The organism is Acinetobacter sp. Tr-809 (assembly GCF_011753255.1).
Lineage (GTDB): Bacteria > Pseudomonadota > Gammaproteobacteria > Pseudomonadales > Moraxellaceae > Acinetobacter.
Genome location: NZ_VWVZ01000001.1, coordinates 124,405 through 148,188 on the forward strand (window position 1 = coordinate 124,405; position 23,784 = coordinate 148,188).

Consider the following 23,784-nt stretch of genomic DNA (forward strand, 5'->3'; position numbering starts at 1 on the left):
GCACTGTTATGCATCCTTTTTTTCAAGAATTAAAGCAAGGTAGCCAAGCTTTAGGTCTTAACCTAAGTGAAGAAGCCCTAACACTCTTATTGAAATATCAAGATGCGCTAGTGCTATGGAATAAAGCATATAATTTAACGGCGATCCGCGAGCCGAAAGAAATGTTGGTTAAACATTTATTAGATAGTTTAAGTATCTTAAATGATTTGCCCCAAGGTCGTTTATTAGATGTGGGCACGGGTGGTGGTATGCCGGGCATGATCATTGCATTATGCCAACCAGATCGTTCTTGTGTACTATTAGATTCGAATGGGAAAAAGATTCGTTTCTTGAAGCAATTTATTGCTGACCTAAAGCTGAAGAATGTAATTGCAGTTCAAACACGTGTTGAAAATGAAGACAGCATTGGAGAACTTGGTCAGTTCGATGTCATTACAAGTCGAGCATTTGCTTCATTGACCGATTTTGTAGATGCAGCACAACCTTATATGCATGAACAGAGTATTATTGCTGCAATGAAAGGCTTAATCCCAGAGGATGAAGTTGAGCAGATGAAAGATCAGTATTCATGTAAGATTATTGAACTGCGTGTGCCAAGATTGGATGAACAGCGTCATTTACTTTTACTTCAACGTATTCAATAAAAATATTAAGGGTAGTCATGGCTCAAATTATTGCGATTGCAAACCAAAAAGGTGGTGTGGGAAAAACCACGACAGCAGTCAATCTTGCTGCCTCTTTGGCGATCTTGAAAAAACGTGTCTTGTTGGTCGATATGGACTCACAAGGGAATGCCACCATGGGGTCTGGTATTCAAAAGAACGATTTACTTTATTCAGTCACAGATGTGTTGTTGGGTGAAGTACCAATTGAAACTGCGATTCAAAAAGCAGAAGTTGGTTATAAGGTTTTAGGTGCAAACCGAGAGCTTGCGGGTGTTGAGCTTGCGATTGCTGAGCAGGAAGGGCGTGAGTTCATTCTGAAGAATGCTTTACAAGAAGTAGATGCTGCATTTGATTATATTATTGTCGATTGTGCACCAAGCCTAAGTCTAATCACTGTAAATGCTTTAGCTGCCGTGAATGGTGTGATTATTCCGATGCAATGTGAATACTATGCTTTGGAAGGGTTGGCTGATCTGACACAAACGATTGACCGTATACAAAAAGCCCTTAATCCAAACTTGGAAATCGTTGGGGTATTACGTACCATGTACGATGCTCGTAATGCGTTGACCCGTGATGTGTCTGCCGAGTTAGAGCAATATTTTGGTAAAAAGTTATATGAAACGGTGATTCCTCGAAATATTCGTTTGGCTGAAGCACCAGCTCATGGTTTGCCTGTAATCTATTTTGAAAAGAGTTCCAAAGGTGCGATTGCATATTTGAACTTAGCCGCAGAAATGTTGAAGAAAAGTAAAGTGAAAAAAGGAAGTGCTGTATGAGCATCAAAAAACGCGGATTGGCTAAAGGTCGTGGTTTAGATGCGCTATTGGGTTCAATTCAAAAAGAGAAATTGCAACTTGAAGCACAAGCCTTGGATCATGGCCAACTCAAGCAAATTGATGTCAACTTATTAAAACGTGGTGAATACCAGCCGCGTAGTTTTATCCAAGAGCAGGATTTACAAGAGCTTGCAGCATCAATTGAAAAACATGGTGTGATGCAGCCGATTGTGATCCGTCCTGTGGATGATGAGCAGCATCCTTACGAAATTATTGCAGGTGAGCGTCGTTGGCGTGCAGCTCAATTGGCAGGATTGACTGAAATTCCTGCCATTGTGCGTGATTTAAATGACCAAGTCGCAATTGCTTTGGCATTAATTGAAAATATTCAACGTCAAGATTTGAACCCGATTGATCAGGCTGTTGCATTGCAACGTTTCCATGATGAATTTGGTTTAAGTCATCAAGAAATTGCAGATACGGTAGGTAAGGCACGTACAACAGTGAGTAATCTGTTGCGATTGTTGAGCTTGGCTGATCCGATTAAAGACTTAATACAACAAGGTCAGATTGACATGGGACATGCCCGTGCGATTCTGACGCTCAAGGCAAAAGATCAAATTGCAGTTGCGCAAATCGTGATTGAAAAAGGTTTGTCTGTACGCCAAACTGAACAGTTAGTTCGTGAGTGGAGTGAACCAAAGCCTGAAAAGGAAAAGGCTCAGATTTCTCCAGATATTGAACAATTGACTCAGAAACTATCAGAACGTTTCGGAGCAAATGTGAAAATTGACCATAATCAAAAAGGTAAAGGGAAAATGGTCATTCATTACCACTCATTGGATGAGTTGGATGGAATCCTCAATATTTGTTTACCTAACTAATATTAAGGATGGATTTGTTAATTGCTTTTGCAAATCTGTATGAGCGATCAATGAATCCTGATCCATCCTTTTATAGTTTAAATATTATTGGGGAATAATATGTGGGAACTTGTGAAAGCGGGTGGTTGGTTAATGCTGCCCCTAATTCTTTCATCAATTTTTACGGTTGCTATTACACTTGAACGATACATTCGTTTGAAACGGTCACAAGTTTTACCGCAAGCGCTACTGGTTAATGGTTCTGATGTTGAATCAGTGATTGCTCGTTTACAAAAAGATGATGCAGTAGAAAGTCCGCTTGGTCGTATTTTAAAAGCAGGTTTTGATCATCAAGACCAAGGCGAGCAGTTTGCTCGTGCGCAGATGGAAGCAACTGCGTCTCAAGAAATCAGCCATCTCGAAAAAAATATCAATTTCTTAGGCACTTTGAGTGCAATCGCTCCTTTACTGGGATTACTTGGTACTGTTCTTGGAATTATTGAGTCGTTTTTGGTGATAGATGTGGGTTCTGCTGGTAATGCCAGTATGATGATGCCTGGTATTTCCAAAGCTTTAATTACAACAGCTGTCGGTATGCTGATCGCCATCCCAGCAATGATTGCATACCGTTATTTCCAGCGTGTTGTACATGAATATATTGCTGAATTAGAGCAGCAGTCGACCTTGTTTCATGCTGCGCTTTTCTATAAAAAAGCAGCTCATGCACAAGAACACCGTCGCGCAAGTTAAGCAGAGGTGTAGACATGAAGTTTAAACGCTCTCAAGTTGAAGATATTCATATCAATTTGACGCCAATGATTGACTGTATGTTATTTATTTTGGTGTTTTTATTATTATCTACGACCTTTAGTCAGCAAAGTCGTATCAACCTGACATTGCCAGATGCGCAGGGTGTTCCACCTAAACAATACGATCACAAAATTGAAATCATGGTAGACTCCACAGGGCATTATTCTGTGAATGGCCAAGCATTATCCAGTAAGGATATCGCTGATTTAAGCACTGCGATTAAGCAAGTTGCACAAGATCGTCGTGATTTTATGTTTATTATTGCTGCTGATGCCAAAGCTGCTCATCAAGACGTAATTCGTGTAATGGATGTGGCAGGCCAACTCGGTTTTGTTAACGTTAATATCAGCACCAAAGTTCCAACAAGAGGTTTTACTGAGTGAATCAGGATTTTAAGGTTTATGTCCGTTTAATATCGTATTTAAAATCTTATTGGGGCGTTGCCTTATTAGTCTTGCTTGGTTTTGGAATCAACGCCGCGACGGAAGTTTCTGTCGCGAAGTTGCTGAAATACATTATTGACGCCATTCAAGAAGGTAGCCGTACCAATCTAGATTGGTTTCCGGCACTGATCGTTTTGCTAATGTTCTTTCGTGGAGTCGGTCTATTTCTCGGTGGTTATTTTTCCGCTGTTATTTCACGTAGTTTGGTTTTTAGCATCCGTCAGGAAGTCTATGCAAAATTGTTAAGATTGCCAGCTCAATATTATCTTGATAACAGTGCAGGTCACATCAGCGCAAAGCTAATGTACAACGTCGAACAGTTAACAGCTGCTTCATCTGAATCTTTACAGACCTTGATCAAAGATGGCTTGATTGTTATCGGCTTGTTGAGCTATCTACTCTATACCAATTGGCGATTGACCCTGTGTATTGTGGTTTTCATGCCTTTTATTGGGATATTGGTTCGAATCGCATCGAAGAAAATGCGGAAATTGTCTATCCAAGTACAAAATACCATGGGTGATGTAAACCATGTTGTACAAGAAACGATTACTGCAAACTCAGTGGTAAAAAGCTTTACTGGCGAAGAATTTGAGCAGAAACGTTTTTATAAATCGTCTGAAGAGAATTTACGTCGCGGTTTGAAAATGGTGGTGGTGCAAAATATTAATAGCCCGATCATTCAGCTTTTATTGTCGATGGCAATGGCGATCATTCTTTGGCTTGCATTACGTCCACAGGTTTTCGGTGATACTTCTGCGGGTGAGTTTATTTCATTCATTACAGCTGCTGGTTTAATTTCTAAGCCTGTAAAGAATTTGACTGATATCAATGAAAAGTTACAACGTGGTTTGGCCGCTGCACATTCAGTGTTTGAGTTGTTGGATACGCCTGAAGAAGTGAATAATGGCCAACTCAGACCAGCGTTAAAGGGTAATATCCAATTCGATCATGCAAACTTACGCTATGAAGATGGTACGCATGCAATCAAAGATTTTTCTTTAGACATTAAAGCGGGTCAAACCGTTGCTTTGGTTGGGCGTTCGGGTGCGGGCAAGACTTCATTAGTCAATATGCTGCCACGTTTCCAAGAGTTGAGCGAAGGTCAAATCTACTTTGATGGTATTCCAGTTCAGGATATTGAACTGGCGTATTTACGTTCTCAAATTGCGACAGTGAATCAGCAAGTTGTGTTATTTAATCGTTCTGTGCGAGATAACATTGCTTATGGTCAATTACAAGATTCAAGTGATGAACAAGTCATTGCTGCAGCTAAAGCAGCTTATGCGCATGACTTTATCATGAACTTGCCACAAGGTTATGACACCATTCTTGGTGCTCAAGGTTTGAATCTCTCTGGTGGTCAGCGTCAACGTATCGCAATTGCTAGAGCAATCTTAAAAGACTCTCCAATCCTGATTTTAGATGAAGCAACCAGTGCGCTTGATAATGAATCAGAATACTTTATTCAACAAGCATTTGATAAGGCGATGCAAGACCGCACGACGATCGTAATTGCACACCGCCTGTCTACGGTTGAAAATGCAGATCTGATTGTAGTCATGGATAAAGGGCAGATTATTGAGCAAGGCACACACGCTGAACTTTTAGCAAAACATGGTATGTATTATCAATTGCATCAACGTAATTTCGAGGAAAACTAAACATGTCGATGGCGCAGCGTCTTCAGGATGCTTGGAATGAGCAAGCTTCGTGGTTGGTGGTGTTGCGCCCATTGTCATGGTTATACCGATTTGGTTTTTGTGTGAATAAAGCGCTTTATCAACATAGGATTAAACCTGTATATAAAGCGCCTGTAGCTGTTATGGTGATTGGGAATATTACCGTAGGTGGGAGTGGTAAAACGCCACTGCTGATTCAATTAGTCAAGTATTTACAACAACACAATGTACGAGTAGGTGTAATTAGCCGAGGTTATGGTGGTGAAGGTCCATTTCCACTTTTAGTAACTCAAATTTCTGAACCAGATACTGCTGGTGATGAGCCTTGTCTGATTGTTCAATCTACTCATGTGCCAATGGCTGTGGGACCTAATCGTCAAGCATCTATCGAGTTGTTATTGGAAAATGAACAGCTAGATCTGATCATTAGCGATGATGGTTTGCAGCATTGGGCTTTGGCGCGTCAGATTGAATGGATTGTGTTAGATCAAAATCGTGGTTTAGGCAATGAGAAACTATTGCCAGAAGGTTATTTGCGCGAACCTAAGTCACGGTTAAGCGAAAGTACGGTTATTGAGCATACTAAAATTGCGCAAGCACAAAGAAATATGCATTTAGCGGTTGGTCAGCCTTATCTTTTAAATGCAAATATAGATACAAATTGGTTTGATCACAGCCAATATTTCAATGCTGTTGTTGGAATTGGTTTCCCTCAGCGCTTTTATCAAACATTAGCATCTTTGGGTGTACAGCAATATCAGGCGCATGAATTTCCAGACCATCATGATTATGAAATTGATGATTTAACATTTGAAAATCATGATGCCATTATTACTACGGAAAAAGATGCCGTAAAGTTTAAAACCTTATTAAAGCAACATCCTGAATTCACTACTCCAATTTGGGTGGTACCCGTTGAGGCTGTTTTATCAGCTGATTGTTATGAGATGTTGAAACAACAATTGCAGCACCTTGGTATTCAATTTTCTTAGAGAGCGACCATGAAACATATTGTCATTCCAGCTCGTTTTGCGAGTTCTCGTTTACCTGCAAAACCATTACTCCTCATTCATGGTCGTCCAATGATTTTACGTGTGGTCGATCAAGCGAAGAAAGTTGCTGGTTTCGATGACCTTTGTGTTGCTACGGATGATGAGCGTATTGCAGAGGTTTGTCGTGCTGAAGGTGTTGATGTGGTTTTAACAAACCCAAATCATCCATCGGGTACAGACCGCCTAAGTGAAGTCGCTCGAATTAAAGGCTGGTCAGCAGACGATATTATTGTGAATGTCCAAGGAGATGAGCCTTTACTTCCGGCACAACTTGTACAGCAGGTGAGTCAGCTCCTGACTGATCATCCGCAGTGTGCGATGTCTACCTTATGTGAACCCATTCATCAGCTTGAAGAGTTTCAACGCGATAGTATCGTTAAAGTGGTGATGAGTAATCGTAATGAGGCATTGTATTTTAGTCGTGCAACCATTCCCTATGATCGTGATGGAGCTAAACAGGCTGAACAGCAACTACATAATCAAGCTTTTCGTCATTTAGGTTTATATGCCTATCGCGTCAAATTGTTACAAGAGTATGTTACTTGGGAACAGGGACGGCTTGAAAAATTGGAAAGCTTAGAGCAACTTCGCGTACTAGAAAATGGTCATCGTATTGCCATAGCTGTTGCCGAAGCAAACTTGCCACCTGGTGTTGATACGCAAGCGGATCTAGATCGATTAAATGCAATGTCTGTGAGTTTGTTTGAATAAGATGATGGTCGATACTCAGTCAACAAAGATTTATCCATGGCATGCACAAACATGGGAATTATTAACCACTCGGTTTCCTGAGCTTGGGCATGGGCTTTTATTTTATGGAAAGAAAGGTTGTGCAAAGAAAGAGTTTGCAGAACGCTTTGTTGCTTGGGTATTGTGTTTGAATAAGCAAGCACAGCAAGCTTGTGGTGAATGTACCAGCTGTCAATGGTTGAAGTCCGATACACATCCAAACTATGTCCATATCACTACGGATGAAGATAATAAAAAACAGAATGCCAAAATTAAAATTGAAAAAATACGGGATCTACTTCCGTTTGTGCAGCAAACAGGGGAAGGCTGGCGCGTTGTCGTGATTGAACCCGCAGAAGCATTAAACACAGCATCTGCTAATGCCTTGCTAAAGACTTTGGAAGAGCCTGGTGAGAAGGTAGTATTGATTTTACTTGCGGACCACTATTTAAAACTTCCAGCAACAATTCGAAGCCGATTACAACACTTCGCTTTAGACCGTTTGACGATCCAAGATGCACAAACATTTGTACAACAGCAAATTCCTGAGATTTCGACTCAGCAAATATCATTATTGCTAAACCTTGCCAATGATATGCCTTTGACTGCGATTGAAATTGAAAAAAGTGCTTGGCTACAAAAAAGGGGGGTATTCTTGAATGATTGGTTGAAGTTAGTTGCTGAAAAGAATATGCCTCTAAATTACTCAAATAAGTGGTCTAAGGAATTAAATTTTTCAGAATTTATCACGATGTTTGAATATCTTTTAGCTGATATCGTGAACTTAAAATTGAATCAATCGTTAAAAAATGATGATTTGGATTTTAAGCAGCTTTCTGAATTTTATAGTTTAGAGCAGCTTTTTACATTCTATTCAAACTTACAGCAGAAAAAGTTAATGATTGAGCAAAACGTACAAACTCAATTGGTTCTTGATGAATTATTTATTCAATTAATGAATGTTAATTAAGTAAATATTAAAATATACTTAAATTATAATTTATATAAGTATGTTTTTTTAATATAAGCATTTGTTTTATATCTAATTATTTATTTTGTATATGAATTGTTCGTGTCTATTTAATCCTGATTAAAAGTATATAAAATGTGAGTTACTTCACAATAATATTAAAAAATAAGGATTATAGAGATGAAAATAATATTTATCGCGATTGCTTTATCATTTATGGTGATTCCAAGCATTGCAATGGCCGAACCAAAATTTGTATCCAATATTAATGGCTCCTCGTTTGCGATTAAAGCCTCCAATATTGGTTCTCAGGCATATGAATGTGTTTATAGCTATTCTTTTAATCATGCTCAAGGCTCAGTACCAAATCAGTTCAGTGGTAAGTTTTATATTGAGGCTGGGGTCAGTAATATTTCAGTGATTTCAAAGGATACAGATCGAATGATTAGCACATTAGATTTTGATTATAAATGTACTGAGAAATAGAAAATTTGACTATCGACAAACAAGCCGCCCACAAGGGCGGCTTTTTTTGGGAAAATTTTTCTTGGTAAGGATGTTAAAAATTCACATCTACAAATAAATATGTTATTTTTTCACATAGATTTTACTACCTTGCTTAGGGAATTTTGATATGCAAATAAAAACACTTTTAGTCGCTTTAAGCTTTCTTTCATTGAGTGGTTGTCAGACATTAGATTCGGCTATGTCTGCAACGGATGGGATACTGAATAAAACTGGAGATATATTGAGTGGTGACTTTCGCGGTTTAGGACCAGCAAAGAAGGCAACTTTATCTGAAATATGGAAAGATTGGCAGCAAAATGAGATTACCGCAAAACGAAAGTGGGATTCACAGCGTCTTGAAGTTCCTGGAATCATTACACGTATTACTAAAACGGGTGAAATTATTTCTCAAAACCAGATTGCGATTATTTTTAAGGATCCAACTAATGGAAAGTGTAAAGGGCAAGGGTTAACCCGAGATGATTTAAAAGTAAATACAGACAAAATTAGCAATTTAAAAGTCGGTGATCGAATAGTAGTTACTGGTGTATTAGGCACAACAGAATCAAAATGGGCGACCCAAGGCGAATGCTGGTTCTCATTTGATAAAGCTGAAATTGTTAAAGCAACAAAGTAATAATCAATGTCATGAGATATAGTGAGCCTGCCTTGCTATATCTCATTCAAATGTCTCTCTTGCGGTTACAATAGGTTATTTTTGACATCTGTAACCGGCTCTACAAATGCTGTAACTTCATCGAATTTTTTACAATCATCAAAAAACGAGTAACAGCATCACTCTCATACAATCAATTTAGCATTTAGCTGAGGATAGAGTTTCTATCAAGTAAATTCAGAAGTTGAGTTATCCTTTTATTTCTAAACAGCACTTTATACATCCTTGAACGCCATCTATTGGATCATTGATGTTGAATTGTCATATAGGTTTCAAGAATTATTTTTAGAATATATGACTTGTATGGATAAAAAGTCGATTGGCTGTTTTATAAGGCTTTTGGTAAAACATTATTTGTTGTTTGTTAGAATGTTTTCTATAATCAAGCGATAAATCATATTTAGATCTTTATTTGAACGGTAGCCAAAGAGAATTCTGTGAAAATCATCAATAGAAATGATATTTTTTAGATTTATCAATGGTGTAGGGTTATTGGTGCTTTAATTTATTAAATTTTAACAGGGGAATGTTATGCAACCACAAATGATGGGCGGAATTATACAGGTTAATATTCCTGATAAAACAACATTACAATCAAGCTATATGCCGTTTGTTGTTGGTGGCGGTCTGTTTGTGCCGACTAAACAAGCGGTGAAAATTGGTCAAGAAGTATTTGTGTTGGCAACCCTACCTGAGCAATCACAAAAGATTCCGTTGACAGGTAAAGTGATCTGGATTTCACATAAACAAACACATTTTAAGCCACAAGGATTTGCGATCCAGTTGGCGGGTGAAAAAGGCGTCTATTATAAAAATGAAGCTGAAAAGTTATTAGCGGGTATGAAAGGTTTGGATCGTCCAAGCTATACCATGTAGTTGTAAAGAAAATAGGAAGAAAGAGTGTTTGTTGATACGCATTGCCATTTAACCATGTTAGATCTAAGTCCTTATCAAGGGGATTTGGATCAAGCACTTGAACAAGCTCGACTTGCTGGTGTATCTAAATTCATGGGGATTTCAGTTGATCTGGAAGATCATGTTAAATTGGCAGAAATTGCAGCCCGACATGATGATGTCGGTTATTCGGTGGGTGTACATCCTTGTGAAGATGAGCACATCATGGCACGTGCTACAACGGATTATCTCGTCAACCTTGCTCAGTCAGACAAAGTGTGGGCTTTGGGTGAAACAGGCTTAGATTATTATCACAGTACTGATTTTGTTGCTGAACAAAAACGTTGCTTTGCGCGTCATATTGAAGCATCGAAAATCGTTAAAAAGCCTGTAGTGGTTCATACGCGAGCTGCAAAGCACGATACAGTAGATATCATTCGTGCAGAGCAATCTACACATGGCATTCTGCATTGTTTTACAGAAGACTGGGAAACTGCAAAGGCTGTGCTAGATTGCGGTTATTATATTTCTTTCTCAGGTATTGTCTCTTTCAAAAATGCGCAGGACTTGCGTGATGTGGCCAAACAGGTGCCGCTTGATCGCTTGCTCATCGAAACGGATAGTCCTTATTTAGCGCCTGTACCGTATCGTGGTAAAACCAATGAACCGAAATATGTTCCTTTTGTAGCAAAAGCGCTAAGTGATGTATATGATAAATCGGTTGAAGAGATTGGCATGATTACAACGCAAAATTTTGAGAATCTCTTAAATTTGAAATAAACGGTTTAGTTGTACTAGGAAAGAGAGTTATTACGTGAAAATGGATCGTCAAGCTCAGTTTAGAGCACGAGAAGTATTAATTTTTCAAATCGCGGAGCAACTCCTATTAGAAAATGGTGAAGCGGGCATGACGCTAGATGCCCTCGCAGCAGAGCTGGATCTAGCAAAAGGTACCTTATATAAGCATTTTCAAAGTAAAGATGAATTATATATGCTGCTTATTATCCGTAATGAGCGCATGTTGCTTGAAATGATTCAGGATACCGAAAAGGCTTTTCCAGAGCATTTGGCTTTCTTTATGCTGCATCATTTACATCATCCTGAGCGCACAGCGTTGTTTCACCAAATTGAGGAACGTCTTTCAACCACTGGGCAGGGTATTCAACTACTATTCAGTGAGCTGTATAAAGTACGAAGACAGCGTTTGCGTATCATTATTCGTATGACAGAAAGCTATTTATTGGGTATCAATAGTACGATGACAACACGCGACTATCTTGCGTCGATTTGGTCGTTGACTTATGGTGCGGCAGTTATTTTAAATTCGAGTTTCTATCAGCGTTATTTGGGTTCACGAGATACATTACGTGTTGCCTATATAGAGCAAGCTTTAGCATTACCGAAGCTGCTTGAACATGCTATTCCATAGTTGAGAATAGAATGAAATCACCACAGAGATTACAAACAGGTTTTACGCTTATTGAGATCATGGTGGTGATTGTTATTATGACCATCATGGCATCATTGGTGGTCTTGAATATTGGTGGCGTTGATCAACGCCGAGCAATGCAAGCCAGGGAAATGTTTATTCTTGATCTAAAAAAGATTAATAAAGAAGCAACTGATCAGGCCAAGGTTTTTGCTTTAAATACTCAAAATGCAACTGATGTTGCACCATTTAGTTATAACTTGTTTGAATATCACGATCAAAGTCGAGAGCAGATTCAACAAGCAGATCGAACTTGGCAAGTATATAAAGAATTTAAAACCCGTCAATTACCAGATCGTGTGTCTCTAAGCATTCAAAGCTTGGATACAGCAAATTATAGCAAAGCTAAAAATGAAGACCTATTAGGTGGTAAGGCACCACAATTGATTTGGTTTGGCAATGGTGAAGTGAAACCTGTTCGGATTCAGTTCTATTATGAGCAACAACCAATTGGTCATGAGTTGGAGCTAGATCACTTGGGTAAAATAAATGAAAATTAAAAACTCAGATGAGTGCTCTTCGTCTTCTTGCGAAGCTAGGCTTCTCAGGGTGAACCGTTGTTTCACTAATCCTGCAACTCGAAGCATAGCTTCTCGCCTTGCGACACGATCGAGCTATGCCCGATTTAATCGTGTTTACTTCGAGCATAGCTCTTCGTCTTGCGCTCAGGTGAAACGTTGTTTCACTAATCCTCGCTCAGGATTTACCTTACTCGAAGTGATGGTCGCCCTCGCAATTTTTGCGGTTGCTGCAATCGCTTTAACCAAAGTTGCCATGCAATATACTCAGTCAACTTCAAATGCAATCTTACGAACCAAAGCGCAATTTGTGGGAATGAATGAAGTTGCGTTGATGGAAATTAATCAGGAATGGTTAGAAGGAACGCAGTCAAAACAAGTGACTTCTCAAGGCGAAACCTGGCAGATTGATAAAAAAGCCCAATCTACTATTAGCCCGAAAATCCAACGTATCGAGCTGCAAGTCAGCTTATTTAATAATGAACAAGGTAAGGTCGAGGCGGGTGTTACCAATCTTGTGTTCTTTAACTATCCTGCAAAAGCTAGAACGCAATGAAATATAATTCTAAGCACAGGTCTTCTTCACCTCATTCAGGCTTTACCCTGGTGGAATTGTTGGTTGCAATTGCAATCTTTGCTGTGCTTTCCATGCTAGGGTGGAAAGTTTTTGATTATTTGTTAAAGGTAAAAGATCGTAATGCCGAGCATGAAATGCATCTATTTGCCCTGCAAGATGCATATCAACAAGTATTGAGAGATAGTTTGCAGATTATACCTTTGACAGCAAATGATGGAAGACAGTTACAAGCAGCTGTTGTTTTGAATGATCAAAGCTTCGTATTTAGTAAGGCAGGTGTTTCCGACCCATTGAAGCAGGGTTTATCTCCTTATGAGCGTATTGAATATCGCTATGACTCTACACAGAAAAAAGTGTATCGATTGAAATACTCAAATCTTAATATCCCGAATCGTGTGCAACCTGTCTCAAGTACGCTATTGGAAAATGTAGATCAGTTTAAAGTGCTTGTTTTGAACCCACAAGAATTGACGCAATGGCCAGAAAATAATGATCCAAGCAATATTGCTGAGCTAAAAAAATTACCGCTAGGCATAAAGATACAGTTAACTGTTGCGGGTACGGATTATGAATGGATCTATAGTTTGCTAAATACACAGGTATATTTGCAGTCTATAGGAAATTCAAATGGCGCAGGTGGGGGCACAAATCCACCTAATAATAAGGATGGATCTAATTCACAAGATCGTACTGAATCTTCACCACAATGAGCAAGAGGCGATATCCAGTGATTAAAAAAGCTCAACGTTATGGAGTTGCTCAGCGTGGCATTGCATTATTAACTATTCTGGTCATGGTCGCTTTAGCAACAATTTTGGCAGCGACCATTGCCAAGAGACAGACCAATACCTCTGAAAATACTGGGTATTTAATGCGCCAAGATCAATCTTTACTGTATGCAAAAAGTGCGGAAGCTTTCTTTTCTGAGTTGCTTATTCAAGACAGCGATAATGGCGGTACGATTGATCATTTGCAGGAAAACTGGGCAAAACCGATGCCACCGTTCCCAGTTGAGGATGGTTCTGTTTCTGGGCGTTTATTGGATGAATCAGGGAAGTTTAATCTTAATAATTTGGTTAAAGCAGATGGTAGTCAAGTGGATGATTCGGCTCGGCGTTGGTTTGAAAAATTGTTGCAGCGAGTTGGGTTGCCCGCAGAATTGAGTCAGGCAGTGATTGACTGGCAAGATGTGAATGATGAAACAACAGGGGCAATGGGCGCTGAGAGTAATTATTACCAAGGTTTGGATCCTGCATATTTAGCACCGAATACTAAGTTTCACAGTGTTGAGGAGTTGAAATTGGTAAAAGGGTTTGAAGGTAAAAATTACGATTTAATTAAGCCTTATGTCACAGCGTTGCCTGAACAGACCAAAGTAAATATGAATACAGCACCCGCATTATTGCTTGCCAGTATTGATTCGAAAGTTGATGTTAAGGCTGTGGAGCAGGAGTTGAAAACTAAACAAGCCAATTTGACTTATTTCAATAATGTCGATGATTTATGGAAATTAAGTGCCTTTTCTGGAATAGAAGAACAAAGCAAAACGGATGCTGCAACTTTTCTTGACAGTAAATCTAATTATTTCACTGCTCAAATTGAAGTTGTTTTAAGCGAACGAAAACGGCAGTTTACGAGCTCTTTAGTCCGAAAAGATAAGCAAGTGTTTGTTTATTCTAGGAGTCTTTCGCCATTTGAGTGATATTCCTTATTGAGTTATCAAATGGTGACAAGATTTAAAATCAATCCCAATGCTTGTTTTTTTGCTTTATAATAAAATTCGTTTGCAGATAAAAGATTAGCTTGGTGCATGTTAATTCGTAAATTATTTAAGTTTGAAAATGCTCATATTGTACGTAACTGTACATCGGATCGTTGTAAGCGTTCGATTCATGGGCATAGTTATAAAGTTGAATTATTATTAAAAGCGTCAAAGTTAGATCATGGGCAAATGGTCTATGACTTCGGTCTGTTAAAAGGTGTTATCAAAGAGTTGTATGATAGTTTTGATCATGCAATCTGTTTTTGGCAGAAAGATGATGCTGCTTATATTGACGCATGTAAAACATTTAGCGCACGTTGGATTGCATTACCAGTTTCGCCGTCAGCTGAACAGTTTTCGCGTATTTTCTTTTATCTTGCTCAGCAGGTATTGAACTCAACCACAACTCAAAACGGTGAGGGTGATGTTGAAGTTTACTCTGTTATTGTGCATGAAACAGATACGGGTTATGCACAGAGTTTTCAAGAAGATATTGATAACGAACAAATGGGTTCATTGAGTCTGGATCAAATCGTATTTTCAGAGCAAGTACAGGCTGAATGGAGTGATGTCCAGATGTACGAAAACCTGAAAAAAGGAATGAAGTTTCAAAATCCAAATGTAGAATTACAAGTCAATATTTGAGTGCTTTTTCACTCCAGTGAGTGAATTTATTTCAAGGAATGTGGATGCAATTTACTGAACAGCAGCAGGACAAGTTAAGTAAAGTTCAGTTGGATGAGTCTTGGAAAATCTCACTTTCAGAGTTTCTATTGAGTCAGAAAATGGATAATTTACGCGAGTTTTTGCAACAAGAAAAACTTGCAGAAAAAACAATTTATCCACCAAGTAAACAGATTTTTAATGCGCTGAATACGACACCACTTGGTGATGTTAAAGTGGTGATTTTAGGACAAGATCCGTATCATGGCCCAAACCAAGCCAATGGCCTGAGTTTTTCGGTACAAAGAGGGATTGCATTACCACCGTCTTTGCGTAATATTTTTCATGAATTACATACGGACTTGGCTGTGCCTGTTTCACGTCATGGTGACCTGAGTAAATGGGCGGCACAAGGCGTATTGTTACTTAACAGTGTACTCACGGTAGAAGCAGGACAACCGACTTCGCATCAGAAACAAGGGTGGGAAGACTTCACAGATACCGTAATTGATGTATTGAATGAACAGCGTGAACATGTTGTGTTTATTTTGTGGGGTGCCTATGCGCAACGCAAGGGTCAGCGTATTGATCGTAATAAACATCTGGTTCTAAGTGCAGCACATCCATCGCCACTTGCTGCAAATCGCGGTGGTTTTTTTGGTTGCAAAGTATTTTCTAAAACAAATCATTATTTGAAACAACATGGCATTGAGCCTATAGACTGGCAATTGGACGCATAATGACTTCTCCTGATTTAAATAGCTATCATCCAGATTTAGTTATTGAACACGCTAAAAATGGTTGGCGAATCATTCGTTTGAATCGACCTAAATCTTTGCACGCCTTAGATGAATCAATCGTAAGTGCACTGCTGCAAGTTTTTGAAGATTTTCATGTCGATGAAACTGTTAAAGCGATTTGGTTTGACTCAACCACACCAAAAGCATTTTGTGCGGGTGGTGATGTTCGTAAATTACGCCAACTTGTAATTAATCAGGAGGTTGATGCTGCGAATCAATTCTTCCAGCAGGAATATGCGCTTGATCTACTTTTGCATAACTACGCTAAGCCGATTGTGGTTTGGGGAGAAGGTTATGTGATGGGTGGTGGGCTTGGTCTGTTTATGGCTGCACCATTCCGTCTAGTCACGCCTTATTCACGTTTGGCAATGCCAGAAATTAATATCGGTTTATACCCTGATGTGGGGGCGAGTCGCTTCTTGGCCGATCGTGGACAAATTGGTTTGTTTACCGGCTTGACGGGTTCGATTATGACGGCCGCAGGAGCATTTAGCATTGGTTGGGCGACGCATATCTGTGAAGCGCAACGTGATAATGTGCTTCAAAAAGTACTCAGTGTGGATTGGAATCATTATCCAGCAGGTGCATTTAGAGCAATTGACGATACCTTAAATAGTTTGCATCGTCCTGTCGCTTCCGGTCCGTTACAAAACTCAATTGATGTAATTCATAGTGTCTGTCGAGGACAGAGCTTTGAATATGATTATCAATCAATTATTGGTTTGAGTGATGCAAGCAGTGACTGGTTGCGTCAAGCCAGTGAAAACTTACAGAAAGGCTCTCCAAGCACAGCTGCAATCACATGGTTGCTATGGCAATGGGGCAAACAAGGTCATGCATGGGATGAAGTGTTTGCATTGGAAGCACAAATTTCTGATTGGAAGATTCGTCATCCAGACTTTGTCGAAGGTGTGCGTGCACGTTTGGTAGATAAGGATTTATCTCCAGAGTGGCAGGCAACTGAGCAACTCAGCTTGAAAGGTATCTTGGGGGATTGTCCTCCTGTGACCAATATCGAAAGCTGGAACGCATTATTAAAGCAATATGGTGTTATTGCCTGAGTCATATGAATTCTGAAAACTTTAATGATGAATATTGGATGCAGCTTGCCTATGAGCAGGCTGCATTAGCAGCAGCGCAAGGTGAAATACCTGTTGGGGCAATTTTGGTCAGCAATGGGCAGGTAATTGGTGCAGGATACAATGCACCAATTAAATTGTCAGATCCAACAGCACATGCAGAGATACAAGCCTTACGTGCTGCTTGTCAATCCTTGAATAACTATCGTTTACCTGAAGATACTACACTCTTCGTGACACTCGAACCTTGTACCATGTGTGTGGGCGCATTAATTCATGCACGGATACAGCGTGTAGTTTTTGCTACCACTGAACCTAAGGCAGGTTCATTGGTGAGTGCTAGACAACTGCTAGAAAGTGGTTATTACAATCATAAATTCGCCTTTGAACAAGGCTGCTTACAAGAACAATGCTCATTGCAGTTAAGTGACTTTTTTAAGCAAAGAAGAAATGAGAAGAAGAAAATCCGTTCGTCAAAAACGTCCTTAAATGATTAAAAATGTCTTATGAGTTGTGGCAAACTAAGCCTCCGATGATTTTGGGTCATATCAAAAGGCGACTTATGCGTAATGCAATCACCATAGAAAAAGAATTTAATGCACCGATTTCCGACGTTTTTGAACTTTTGTCAAAACATGCCACGTATAACAAGGCATTTGCACCTTTACAGGTTGTACGTGTTAAAGACTCCGCTGATCCGCAACGTCCTGATGGTGTAGGTTCGATTCGTCGTATGGGCTTTGGACCAATTAAGCCATTACAGGAAGAAATTACTTTGTTGGAAGAAAATAAGCGTATTGAGTATAAGTTGATTAATAACCCTTTGGTGAAGCATCACTTGGGGCAAATTGACTTTAAAGAAATTACACCTTTTATAACTTTAGTGACTTATAAGATTGAATTTACAGCAAAAGCACCTTTAGTTAGTAAATTAGTTCTTGCACAACTCAAAGCAGCGATTACACTAGGTTTTTCAAAATTAGCCAAATCAGTTGCTTCATAAGAGATGGGAATGACAGTTCATATTATTACGATAGATGGCCCAAGTGGTTCGGGAAAAGGCACACTGGCTGCTAAAATTGCAGCACATTACCAGTTTAATTTATTAGACTCTGGCGCGTTATATCGTTTACTTGGACTGTCATTGTTTCAACGAGGCTTGCTGGATCAAGTCGATACAAACTTAGAGCAATGTGTTGAGTTTGCTACGCATTTAGATATCGAATTTAAAACAACTGAAGCAGCGACGCTTGTTTTTCTGGAGGGTGTAGATGTTACTAACACCATTCGAACGGAACAAGTGGGTGAGTATGCTTCTAAAGTCGCAACAGTGCCTGAATTAAGAAAGGCATTATTCGCGCGCCAACGAGCATTTATTCAAGCACCAGGCTTGGTTGCTGATGGGCGTGATATGGCAACTTCGATTTTTCCAGAGGCTCAAGCGAAAATTTATTTAACGGCATCGGCCGAGTCTCGGGCAGAGCGACGCGTAAAACAGTTGCAGGGCATGGGGCTTGATGCTAAAATAAGCGACATTTTATCTAACATACAGGCTAGAGATAAGAGAGATATGGAGCGCACTGTTGCTCCGCTCAAGCCAGCTGATGATGCATATATCATTGATAGTTCTACAATAGGCATCGATGAGGTGTTTCAGCTAATGGTTGACTATATCAATAGCTGTATAAAATAGATACACAATTTTTTATCAGTTGAAGCATTGCTTGATCAGATTTTTTGGACAATGTAACAACTTAACTAAACCGGCCTTGTCTGATCCAAGACCGCGGACTTTATCAGGTATATCATGACCGAATCTTTTGCAGCCCTCTTTGAAGAAAGTGAATTAAACCTCAACGTTGAAAAGGGTGCAGTCATCCAAGGTACTGTTGTTAGTATCGATTCTGACTGGGTTACTGTTGACACTGGCCTTAAATCTGAAGGCGTAGTTGACCGTGCTGAATTTTTAAATGAACAACGTGAACTTGAAGTTCAAGTTGGCGATACTGTTGACGTAGTTGTTGAAGCGCTTGACAACGGTATGGGTCAAACAGTTTTATCACGTGAAAAAGCGAAGCGTGCTGAAACTTGGACTAAACTTGAGAAAATCTTTGAAGACGGCGAAATCGTTACTGGTGTTATCTCTGGTAAGGTTAAAGGCGGTTTCACTGTTGACATCGGTCCTGTACGTGCATTCTTACCAGGTTCTTTAGTTGACACTCGTCCTATCCGTGACACAACTCACCTTGAAGGTAAAGAGTTAGAGTTCAAAGTAATCAAACTTGATGCTAAACGTAACAACGTTGTTGTATCTCGTCGTGCAGTTATGGAAGCTGAATCTTCAGCTGACCGTGAAGCATTGCTTGCTCAACTTGAAGAAGGTCAAACAGTTACAGGTACTATCAAGAACCTTACTGATTACGGCGCGTTCGTTGATCTTGGCGGTATTGATGGTCTTCTACATATCACAGATATGGCTTGGAAGCGTATCAAGCACCCTTCAGAAGTTGTTGAAGTTGGTCAAGAAGTTACTGTTAAAGTACTTAAGTTTGACCGCGAGCGTAACCGCGTATCTTTAGGTCTTAAGCAATTAGGCGAAGATCCATGGTTAGCGATCATGAGCCGTTACCCTAAAGGTTCTATCGTTAAAGCACGTGTTACTAACTTAACTGACTACGGTTGTTTCGCTGAAATCGCTGAAGGCGTTGAAGGTTTAGTACACGTTTCAGAAATGGACCACACAAACAAAAACATCCACCCATCTAAAGTTGTTCAGATCGGTGACGAAGTTGATGTTATGGTTCTTGAAGTTGACGAAGAACGTCGTCGTATTTCATTGGGTATCAAACAAACTCGTGCTAACCCATGGGAAGAGTTTGCTAAAGCAAATGAAAAAGGCGAAAAAGTTTCTGGTACGATCAAGTCAATCACTGACTTCGGTATCTTCATCGGTTTATCTGGTGGTATCGACGGTTTAGTACATTTATCTGACATTTCTTGGAACGAACAAGGCGAAGAAGCTATCCGTCGTTACAAGAAAGGTGACACAGTTGAAGCAGTTATCTTATCTGTAGACGCTGAAGGTAACCGTATCAGCCTTGGTATCAAGCAATTAAACAGCGATCCATTCAATGATTTCTTAGCTGCGAACGAGCGCGGTGCTTTGGTTAAAGGTACTGTGACTGCTGTTGATGCTAAAGGTGCTACAGTTAAATTAGCTGATGACATCGAAGCAACGCTTAAAGCTTCTGAAATCAACCGTGACCGTGTTGAAGATGCAACTAAATTCTTAGAAGTTGGCCAAGAAGTTGAAGCGAAGATCATCAACGTTGATCGTAAATCTCGCTCTATCAACTTGTCTATCAAAGCGAAAGACGAAGCTGAAGAGAAAGAAGCTGTAAACAATGCTCGTCAAGCTGCTGCAACTCAAACTGCAGAAAGCAATGGTCCTAAGACTATTGGTGACTTAATTAAAGCTCAAATGAAGTAATTTGTTAAAAAGTACGTTTCTTGTAACTGAGACGTACTTTTTTATACAAAAATACTGCAAACGGTAGCGTAGTAATCATGTACTGCGCTACCGTTTTGTATTTAAACAGGTTATTATTAAAAACATTGAAAAGTAGCAATAATTAAAGAGGTCATCAATGACTACTGAAGCACTTAATAAATCTGATTTAATTGAACGGATTGCACTTAAAAACCCACACTTGGCTGAACCTTTAGTTGAAGATGCAGTTAAGATTATGATTGATCAAATGATTGAAGCACTTTCAAGTGGCGATCGTATTGAAATCCGTGGTTTTGGTAGTTTTGCATTACATCACCGTGAGCCACGTTTAGGCCGAAATCCTAAAACAGGTCGATCTGTAGATGTCGCAGCGAAAGCAGTCCCACACTTTAAACCTGGTAAAGCACTTCGTGATGCAGTAAACGAATCTGCTGAATAAGAATTGAGGTGTTTATGCGTTATGTATTAATTGCATTACTCGTTGCCATTTTTGGTTATTCACTCGCTCTGGTTCTTCAGAACCCAGCTGAATTACAAGTAGATTTATTATTTACTCAAGTTCCAGCCATGCGTTTAGGTCTACTACTTTTATTGACGCTCGCATTGGGTATCGTTGTGGGTTTATTGCTGGGTGTTCAAGTTTTCCGAGTCTTCCAGACCAGTTGGGAAATTAAACGACTGCGTAAAGATATCGACTATCTTCGAAAAGAGCAGATACAACTTGCACAACAGGCTGCCGCAGAAGCTGCTGCAAGTGTAAGACATGAAAAAACAGTGTTGGATATCAATCCTGAGAGTCAGACTCGTACTCCACTGTAATTAAGAATATTGATGAAGTTATAAACTCGAGAAGATATTATAACTTGACTAAATAGCCCTTTATTTAAAGGGCTATTTTTTTATGCTAAGGAACACCGAGATATCTTAGGGATGCGGTGATGAGCATGGCCACCAAGATAACAACAATCAATGAATATTTTTTCCAAGCAAAAATAATCGCAACTGAGACCCCGATGATTTTGCTGATACCACTAAAATGAGTTTCAGTAAACAGCGTATTGAATATGGCTAAGGTAAACAGAAGCACACAAGCTGAATCGGCAAGAAGTTGTTTGTGATGTTCTTTAAAGGTCATGCGATTGGCTAAGTAAAATCCCGAATAACGAATGAGATAAGTACCAAGGGCAAGTACGGCAATTCCTACAAAGATATAACTTTCACTATATTTCATTTAGATTTGCCTTTGAGTAATAGACCGAACATAGATACTAAAACAGGTAAGCCTGTTGGTAGTAACGGAATAGAGGCTAAAGATAATGTGCTACCCAAAAACACGCGATTCCGTGTGGTTTTGTTTCTTAGCATAGGTAGGATTAATGCGAAAAGAATGGCAGGGAACGCAGCATCTATACCAAATACGTAGATGTCAGGAATGTTTTTACTCAACAGGTAACCTATAAACACGCCAACTGGCCAAAGAATAGCAATCCCTAATCCGCACATCCAATAAGCCCATTTTTTGGTTTGATCATCTTGTTGACTCAATCCAAACATGACACTTTCATCATTCATAATGTGGCAAGCGATAAAGCGGTAAGCATTTTTTTCAATAAATGTTGCAACTGATAAGCCAAATGGGAGATGGCGTAAGTTAATCAATATCCCTGTTAAGGCTGCGAAAATAGGGTTTGCACCCGTTGCAATCATTCCAACGAAGGTAAATTCTGCCGCGCCTGCGAGTACTGTGAGTGAGAGAAGTAATGGAACCCACATCGGCACATCAAAACTTGCTGCAACAGAGCCCAAAGAAATGCCGACAATGCCTGTAGCAATCGAGATAAGGGTGATTGCCTTAATTAAACTGTGCCGCTCTTTATCTTGCATCTTTATTTTCTATATCAAACGAACGTACGATATAATAGATTAATTTTATATCGTTCGTCAAAGCGAACGTTCGTTTTTTATGGTGTTATATGGCATTACCAATCGAAATTGTTGCTAAAGGCTTACAACGAGAAAGACAAAAAGCTGGGCTGTCCTTGGCTGAAGTTGCTCGTCGAGCAGGTATTGCAAAATCAACTCTGTCGCAATTAGAAGCGGCTCAAGGGAATCCAAGTCTAGAAACCTTATGGGCTTTGTGTGTGGCTTTGGATATCCCATTTGCGAAGTTAATGGAAAGCAATATCACGCAAACGCAAGTGATCCGTTTTGGTGAAGGACCTTCGGTTTCATCGGAGATTGCCCATTATCAAGCGATTTTATTGGCAAATTGTCCAACGGGTGCCAGACGAGATGTTTATATGCTAACAACACAGCCAGGTGAGCCACGCTGTAGCCAGCCACACCCGATTGGTAGTGTTGAGCATATTATTATTATGAAAGGTCAGGCTAAGGTAGGGTTGATTTCAGAACCCGTGTTGCTGAGTGAAGGGGATTATATTTGTTACCCAGCGGATCAAGCACATATCTTTGAAGCATTGGAAGTTGATACTAGAGCTATTTTAATATCAGAGCAAAGATAGGTGCATTTCAACCTATCGGAAAAGCTTTTTTTCAATATGATAGTTTTCTTGCTTTGTTCATTGTGTGAATCACTTTATAATTAGCCGATTTTTATGTGATGGAACTAGATTCGTGAGTATTATTGTTGCCCTAGACGCAAAAAGCCAATATGACGCCTTAACAATTGTAGATCAACTGGATCCGTCACTTTGTCGTGTCAAGGTAGGCAAAGAGCTATTTACTCATGAAGGTCCATCCATCGTTAAAAATTTTCAAGACAGAGGTTTTGAGGTTTTCCTTGATTTAAAATTTCACGATATTCCTAACACGACTGCTCAAGCGGTGTGTGCTGCTGCGGATCTCGGTGTGTGGATGGTGAATGTGCATGCATCAGGTGGTCGTAAGATGATGGAAACCTGTGTAGAGCGCCTTAAAGCAGGTAACTACTCAACTCAATTGATTGCGGTGACGGTTCTGACGTCAATGGGCCGTGAAGACTTACGTGATCTAGGTTTGGATATAGAGCCAGTTGAACATGTAAAGCGTTTAGCAAAACTTACTCAAGAGAGTGGATTAGATGGTGTCGTGTGTTCAGCGCAAGAAGCTAAGATCCTTCGCGAAATGTTAGGACAAGAGTTTGCATTGGTCACGCCAGGGATTCGACCTGAAGGTTCAAATGCTGATGATCAAAAGCGTATTGTGACGCCAAAACAAGCAATGTTGGATGGTTCAACGCATTTAGTTATCGGTCGCCCAATTACCAAGGCTGAGAACCCAACTGAAATGTTAAAGTCAATTTTAGCTTCGATCTAA

The 23,784-nt window shown here is 39.7% G+C and carries 31 protein-coding genes; 29 read left to right on the plus strand and 2 right to left on the minus strand.

Annotated elements, in window-relative coordinates; translation table 11 throughout:
• Nucleotides 1-8 precede the first annotated feature (8 nt).
• The 27 genes from rsmG (at nt 9) to F3J02_RS00720 (ending at nt 21,288) form a co-directional block, all read left to right on the plus strand.
• The gene (gene rsmG, locus F3J02_RS00590; RefSeq protein WP_167246731.1) at nt 9-644 is read left to right on the plus strand and encodes a 16S rRNA (guanine(527)-N(7))-methyltransferase RsmG; all 636 of its coding nucleotides are present in this window, start codon (nt 9-11) and stop codon (nt 642-644) included.
• A gap of 17 nt (nt 645-661) precedes the next feature.
• Entirely contained in the window at nt 662-1,444 is a 783-nt protein-coding gene (locus F3J02_RS00595; RefSeq protein WP_005294681.1) for a ParA family protein, read from the plus strand.
• Nucleotides 1,441-2,328 (plus strand): ParB/RepB/Spo0J family partition protein, encoded by an 888-nt coding sequence (locus F3J02_RS00600; RefSeq protein WP_167246733.1) that lies wholly within the window; start codon nt 1,441-1,443, stop codon nt 2,326-2,328. The genes F3J02_RS00595 and F3J02_RS00600 overlap by 4 nt, the downstream gene beginning before the upstream one ends.
• 99 nt (nt 2,329-2,427) lie before the next feature.
• The gene (locus F3J02_RS00605; protein WP_167246735.1) at nt 2,428-3,057 is read left to right on the plus strand and encodes a MotA/TolQ/ExbB proton channel family protein; all 630 of its coding nucleotides are present in this window, start codon (nt 2,428-2,430) and stop codon (nt 3,055-3,057) included.
• A 14-nt stretch (nt 3,058-3,071) separates the two neighbouring features.
• Nucleotides 3,072-3,500: an ExbD/TolR family protein gene (locus F3J02_RS00610; RefSeq protein WP_167246737.1), complete on the plus strand. Its 429-nt coding sequence runs from the start codon at nt 3,072-3,074 to the stop codon at nt 3,498-3,500.
• Complete coding sequence (gene msbA / locus F3J02_RS00615; protein ID WP_167246739.1) at nt 3,497-5,224, plus strand: lipid A export permease/ATP-binding protein MsbA; 1,728 nt, start codon at nt 3,497-3,499, stop codon at nt 5,222-5,224. The genes F3J02_RS00610 and msbA overlap by 4 nt, the downstream gene beginning before the upstream one ends.
• Nucleotides 5,225-5,226: 2 nt before the next feature.
• Entirely contained in the window at nt 5,227-6,234 is a 1,008-nt protein-coding gene (gene lpxK, locus F3J02_RS00620; protein WP_167246741.1) for a tetraacyldisaccharide 4'-kinase, read from the plus strand.
• Nucleotides 6,235-6,243: 9 nt separating this feature from the next.
• A complete protein-coding gene (gene kdsB / locus F3J02_RS00625) occupies nt 6,244-7,005 on the plus strand; it encodes a 3-deoxy-manno-octulosonate cytidylyltransferase (protein ID WP_167246743.1) in 762 nt (253 codons plus the stop codon).
• A 4-nt stretch (nt 7,006-7,009) separates the two neighbouring features.
• Nucleotides 7,010-7,993 carry a DNA polymerase III subunit delta' gene (locus F3J02_RS00630; protein ID WP_171526007.1) on the plus strand — a complete coding sequence of 328 codons (984 nt, stop codon included), beginning with the start codon at nt 7,010-7,012 and terminating at the stop codon, nt 7,991-7,993.
• A gap of 180 nt (nt 7,994-8,173) precedes the next feature.
• Nucleotides 8,174-8,479, plus strand: a complete 306-nt coding sequence (locus tag F3J02_RS00635; protein ID WP_167246745.1) for a hypothetical protein — start codon at nt 8,174-8,176, stop codon at nt 8,477-8,479.
• Between the two features lie 148 nt (nt 8,480-8,627).
• On the plus strand, nt 8,628-9,137 hold the full coding sequence (locus tag F3J02_RS00640; protein WP_005212666.1) for a hypothetical protein: 510 nt from the start codon (nt 8,628-8,630) through the stop codon (nt 9,135-9,137).
• Nucleotides 9,138-9,707: 570 nt separating this feature from the next.
• Entirely contained in the window at nt 9,708-10,052 is a 345-nt protein-coding gene (locus F3J02_RS00645) for a PilZ domain-containing protein (RefSeq protein WP_167246747.1), read from the plus strand.
• Between the two features lie 24 nt (nt 10,053-10,076).
• Nucleotides 10,077-10,850 carry a TatD family hydrolase gene (locus F3J02_RS00650; RefSeq protein ID WP_167246749.1) on the plus strand — a complete coding sequence of 258 codons (774 nt, stop codon included), beginning with the start codon at nt 10,077-10,079 and terminating at the stop codon, nt 10,848-10,850.
• 40 nt (nt 10,851-10,890) lie between these two features.
• The gene (locus F3J02_RS00655) at nt 10,891-11,499 is read left to right on the plus strand and encodes a TetR/AcrR family transcriptional regulator (protein WP_167247831.1); all 609 of its coding nucleotides are present in this window, start codon (nt 10,891-10,893) and stop codon (nt 11,497-11,499) included.
• 11 nt (nt 11,500-11,510) lie between these two features.
• Nucleotides 11,511-12,059, plus strand: coding sequence for a pilus assembly FimT family protein (locus tag F3J02_RS00660; protein ID WP_167246751.1), 549 nt, complete (start codon nt 11,511-11,513; stop codon nt 12,057-12,059).
• Between the two features lie 169 nt (nt 12,060-12,228).
• Nucleotides 12,229-12,633 (plus strand): type II secretion system minor pseudopilin GspI, encoded by a 405-nt coding sequence (gspI, locus tag F3J02_RS18520; RefSeq protein ID WP_323127226.1) that lies wholly within the window; start codon nt 12,229-12,231, stop codon nt 12,631-12,633.
• On the plus strand, nt 12,630-13,364 hold the full coding sequence (gspJ, locus tag F3J02_RS00670) for a type II secretion system minor pseudopilin GspJ (RefSeq protein WP_167246755.1): 735 nt from the start codon (nt 12,630-12,632) through the stop codon (nt 13,362-13,364). The genes gspI and gspJ overlap by 4 nt, the downstream gene beginning before the upstream one ends.
• Nucleotides 13,365-13,381: 17 nt before the next feature.
• Nucleotides 13,382-14,356, plus strand: a complete 975-nt coding sequence (gspK, locus tag F3J02_RS00675) for a type II secretion system minor pseudopilin GspK (protein WP_167246757.1) — start codon at nt 13,382-13,384, stop codon at nt 14,354-14,356.
• A gap of 108 nt (nt 14,357-14,464) precedes the next feature.
• Nucleotides 14,465-15,061: a 6-pyruvoyl trahydropterin synthase family protein gene (locus tag F3J02_RS00680; protein WP_167246759.1), complete on the plus strand. Its 597-nt coding sequence runs from the start codon at nt 14,465-14,467 to the stop codon at nt 15,059-15,061.
• Between the two features lie 44 nt (nt 15,062-15,105).
• Entirely contained in the window at nt 15,106-15,819 is a 714-nt protein-coding gene (gene ung / locus F3J02_RS00685; protein ID WP_167246761.1) for a uracil-DNA glycosylase, read from the plus strand.
• Entirely contained in the window at nt 15,816-16,940 is a 1,125-nt protein-coding gene (locus F3J02_RS00690; RefSeq protein WP_323127228.1) for an enoyl-CoA hydratase/isomerase family protein, read from the plus strand. The genes ung and F3J02_RS00690 overlap by 4 nt, the downstream gene beginning before the upstream one ends.
• Before the next feature lie 5 nt (nt 16,941-16,945).
• The gene (gene tadA / locus F3J02_RS00695; protein ID WP_167246765.1) at nt 16,946-17,455 is read left to right on the plus strand and encodes a tRNA adenosine(34) deaminase TadA; all 510 of its coding nucleotides are present in this window, start codon (nt 16,946-16,948) and stop codon (nt 17,453-17,455) included.
• 65 nt (nt 17,456-17,520) lie between these two features.
• Nucleotides 17,521-17,961, plus strand: a complete 441-nt coding sequence (locus F3J02_RS00700; protein ID WP_167246767.1) for an SRPBCC family protein — start codon at nt 17,521-17,523, stop codon at nt 17,959-17,961.
• Between the two features lie 9 nt (nt 17,962-17,970).
• Nucleotides 17,971-18,651 carry a (d)CMP kinase gene (gene cmk, locus F3J02_RS00705; protein WP_167246769.1) on the plus strand — a complete coding sequence of 227 codons (681 nt, stop codon included), beginning with the start codon at nt 17,971-17,973 and terminating at the stop codon, nt 18,649-18,651.
• A gap of 114 nt (nt 18,652-18,765) precedes the next feature.
• Nucleotides 18,766-20,448 carry a 30S ribosomal protein S1 gene (gene rpsA, locus F3J02_RS00710; protein WP_004806660.1) on the plus strand — a complete coding sequence of 561 codons (1,683 nt, stop codon included), beginning with the start codon at nt 18,766-18,768 and terminating at the stop codon, nt 20,446-20,448.
• A 157-nt stretch (nt 20,449-20,605) separates the two neighbouring features.
• Complete coding sequence (locus F3J02_RS00715; protein ID WP_004806663.1) at nt 20,606-20,908, plus strand: integration host factor subunit beta; 303 nt, start codon at nt 20,606-20,608, stop codon at nt 20,906-20,908.
• Nucleotides 20,909-20,922: 14 nt separating this feature from the next.
• Nucleotides 20,923-21,288: a lipopolysaccharide assembly protein LapA domain-containing protein gene (locus tag F3J02_RS00720; RefSeq protein WP_016163885.1), complete on the plus strand. Its 366-nt coding sequence runs from the start codon at nt 20,923-20,925 to the stop codon at nt 21,286-21,288.
• Between the two features lie 85 nt (nt 21,289-21,373).
• On the opposite strand, the gene F3J02_RS00725 is transcribed toward F3J02_RS00720, so the two are convergent.
• Both F3J02_RS00725 and F3J02_RS00730 read right to left on the minus strand, forming a co-directional pair.
• Nucleotides 21,374-21,700 carry an AzlD domain-containing protein gene (locus F3J02_RS00725; protein ID WP_167246771.1) on the minus strand — a complete coding sequence of 109 codons (327 nt, stop codon included), beginning with the start codon at nt 21,698-21,700 and terminating at the stop codon, nt 21,374-21,376.
• Nucleotides 21,697-22,353 carry an AzlC family ABC transporter permease gene (locus tag F3J02_RS00730; protein ID WP_167246772.1) on the minus strand — a complete coding sequence of 219 codons (657 nt, stop codon included), beginning with the start codon at nt 22,351-22,353 and terminating at the stop codon, nt 21,697-21,699. Before F3J02_RS00730 ends, F3J02_RS00725 begins: the two co-directional genes overlap by 4 nt.
• 89 nt (nt 22,354-22,442) lie before the next feature.
• Between F3J02_RS00730 and F3J02_RS00735 the strand changes: the two genes are divergently transcribed.
• Together F3J02_RS00735 and pyrF are read left to right on the plus strand one after the other, a co-directional pair.
• Nucleotides 22,443-22,991: a helix-turn-helix domain-containing protein gene (locus F3J02_RS00735; RefSeq protein ID WP_167246774.1), complete on the plus strand. Its 549-nt coding sequence runs from the start codon at nt 22,443-22,445 to the stop codon at nt 22,989-22,991.
• A gap of 112 nt (nt 22,992-23,103) precedes the next feature.
• Complete coding sequence (gene pyrF / locus F3J02_RS00740; protein ID WP_167246776.1) at nt 23,104-23,784, plus strand: orotidine-5'-phosphate decarboxylase; 681 nt, start codon at nt 23,104-23,106, stop codon at nt 23,782-23,784.

Coding starts and splice junctions, on each gene's coding strand:
- rsmG (WP_167246731.1), top strand. CDS start 9: ATGCATCCTTTTTTTCAAGAATTAAAGCAAGGTAGCCAAGCTTTAGGT.
- F3J02_RS00595 (WP_005294681.1), top strand. CDS start 662: ATGGCTCAAATTATTGCGATTGCAAACCAAAAAGGTGGTGTGGGAAAA.
- F3J02_RS00600 (WP_167246733.1), top strand. CDS start 1,441: ATGAGCATCAAAAAACGCGGATTGGCTAAAGGTCGTGGTTTAGATGCG.
- F3J02_RS00605 (WP_167246735.1), top strand. CDS start 2,428: ATGTGGGAACTTGTGAAAGCGGGTGGTTGGTTAATGCTGCCCCTAATT.
- F3J02_RS00610 (WP_167246737.1), top strand. CDS start 3,072: ATGAAGTTTAAACGCTCTCAAGTTGAAGATATTCATATCAATTTGACG.
- lpxK (WP_167246741.1), top strand. CDS start 5,227: ATGTCGATGGCGCAGCGTCTTCAGGATGCTTGGAATGAGCAAGCTTCG.
- kdsB (WP_167246743.1), top strand. CDS start 6,244: ATGAAACATATTGTCATTCCAGCTCGTTTTGCGAGTTCTCGTTTACCT.
- F3J02_RS00630 (WP_171526007.1), top strand. CDS start 7,010: ATGGTCGATACTCAGTCAACAAAGATTTATCCATGGCATGCACAAACA.
- F3J02_RS00635 (WP_167246745.1), top strand. CDS start 8,174: ATGAAAATAATATTTATCGCGATTGCTTTATCATTTATGGTGATTCCA.
- F3J02_RS00640 (WP_005212666.1), top strand. CDS start 8,628: ATGCAAATAAAAACACTTTTAGTCGCTTTAAGCTTTCTTTCATTGAGT.
- F3J02_RS00645 (WP_167246747.1), top strand. CDS start 9,708: ATGCAACCACAAATGATGGGCGGAATTATACAGGTTAATATTCCTGAT.
- F3J02_RS00655 (WP_167247831.1), top strand. CDS start 10,891: ATGGATCGTCAAGCTCAGTTTAGAGCACGAGAAGTATTAATTTTTCAA.
- F3J02_RS00660 (WP_167246751.1), top strand. CDS start 11,511: ATGAAATCACCACAGAGATTACAAACAGGTTTTACGCTTATTGAGATC.
- gspJ (WP_167246755.1), top strand. CDS start 12,630: ATGAAATATAATTCTAAGCACAGGTCTTCTTCACCTCATTCAGGCTTT.
- F3J02_RS00680 (WP_167246759.1), top strand. CDS start 14,465: ATGTTAATTCGTAAATTATTTAAGTTTGAAAATGCTCATATTGTACGT.
- ung (WP_167246761.1), top strand. CDS start 15,106: ATGCAATTTACTGAACAGCAGCAGGACAAGTTAAGTAAAGTTCAGTTG.
- tadA (WP_167246765.1), top strand. CDS start 16,946: ATGAATTCTGAAAACTTTAATGATGAATATTGGATGCAGCTTGCCTAT.
- F3J02_RS00700 (WP_167246767.1), top strand. CDS start 17,521: ATGCGTAATGCAATCACCATAGAAAAAGAATTTAATGCACCGATTTCC.
- cmk (WP_167246769.1), top strand. CDS start 17,971: ATGACAGTTCATATTATTACGATAGATGGCCCAAGTGGTTCGGGAAAA.
- rpsA (WP_004806660.1), top strand. CDS start 18,766: ATGACCGAATCTTTTGCAGCCCTCTTTGAAGAAAGTGAATTAAACCTC.
- F3J02_RS00715 (WP_004806663.1), top strand. CDS start 20,606: ATGACTACTGAAGCACTTAATAAATCTGATTTAATTGAACGGATTGCA.
- F3J02_RS00720 (WP_016163885.1), top strand. CDS start 20,923: ATGCGTTATGTATTAATTGCATTACTCGTTGCCATTTTTGGTTATTCA.
- F3J02_RS00725 (WP_167246771.1), bottom strand. CDS start 21,700: ATGAAATATAGTGAAAGTTATATCTTTGTAGGAATTGCCGTACTTGCC.
- F3J02_RS00730 (WP_167246772.1), bottom strand. CDS start 22,353: ATGCAAGATAAAGAGCGGCACAGTTTAATTAAGGCAATCACCCTTATC.
- F3J02_RS00735 (WP_167246774.1), top strand. CDS start 22,443: ATGGCATTACCAATCGAAATTGTTGCTAAAGGCTTACAACGAGAAAGA.